Source organism: Vibrio sp. Vb0667, from assembly GCF_033391095.1.
Genome location: NZ_JAWPOL010000299.1, coordinates 1 through 1,149, shown reverse-complemented (window position 1 = coordinate 1,149; position 1,149 = coordinate 1). Strand labels below are relative to the sequence as shown.

The following is a 1,149-nucleotide window of genomic DNA, read 5'->3' as shown; positions in this document are numbered from 1 at the left end:
AGTCGATTTAGGGATGACTTTAAGTCCACAACCAGAATCTGGAACACCATCACCTAGTAATGCATGGCGCACTTTGTTCGCCACCTTCGATTGAAACCTAACCCAAGCTGTATCCAACCTTTTCGCTCGATAACCCGCGATGCAAAAGTTCGGATTGCTGACTTTAGCAGCAAGCTCAAGCATCTTAGGCATATCCGACGGATCGTTCTGCCCATCAGCATCGGAGGTAACAATCCACTCGCCTTTTGCATGTTTGACGGCAGTTAACACTGCTGTGCTTTGACCGCAACTATGTTCGTGGCTTACCACTTGCAGGTCACACCCACATTCTTTAGCAGCTTCAAGTGCCTCTTGCACCGTATCATCGGTACTACCATCGTCCGTAATGACAATTTCGACGTTAGGGTATGCTTCTAAACTGGCATGAATTTCTTTCACTAACTTCCCAATATTTCCTTGTTCATTTTTTGCAGGAATAACGACTGATATACTCGGTAACATAGCTCTAACCTTATGTGAACTCTCGACCTTGAAAGTTCTGAATGACAAATCTTTTACTTGTTATAAAAATTCCGGTACCAAGCGACAAACTCGGCAATACCTTCTTCTACGGAAACTGACGGCCGATAACCAGTGGCTTGATAGAAAGCTGTTGTATCAGCATAGGTTTGGTATACATCTCCTGGCTGCATCTCTCGATAATTTTTCTTTGCTTCTATTCCGAGTTCATTTTCTATTGCTTTGATAAAATCCATCAAACAAATCGGTGAACCATAACCAATATTGTAAATAGAATAAGGAGCAGAACTATCCGCTGGAGTACTATTTTCAAACTGCCATCGCTGATTAATTCTTGGTATGACATCAGAAATTCTGACTATCCCTTCAACAATGTCATTAATATGGGTAAAGTCCCTCCACATATCACCATTATTATTAATATCAATAGACTGACCGTTAATTATTTTCTCAGTAAAGATAAAAGGCGCCATATCTGGACGTCCCCAAGAACCATACACAGTAAAAAAACGTAAGCCTGTTGTAGGAAGTTGATAGAGATGAGAATAACTATGCGCCATCAATTCATTAGATTTTTTAGTCGCTGCATATAAAGAAACGGGGTGATCAACATTATCCGATGTAGAGAAA

Annotated in this window: 2 protein-coding genes; both read right to left on the bottom strand. The window is 40.8% G+C overall.

Translation table 11 applies throughout. The features are described from left to right. A partial coding sequence (locus R8269_RS25430) for a glycosyltransferase family 2 protein (protein WP_318222941.1) occupies positions 1–501 on the bottom strand: 501 nt, incomplete at its 3' end. A gap of 53 nt (positions 502–554) precedes the next feature. Continuing rightward, a partial coding sequence (locus R8269_RS25425; protein ID WP_318222940.1) for an NAD-dependent epimerase/dehydratase family protein occupies positions 555–1,149 on the bottom strand: 595 nt, incomplete at its 5' end.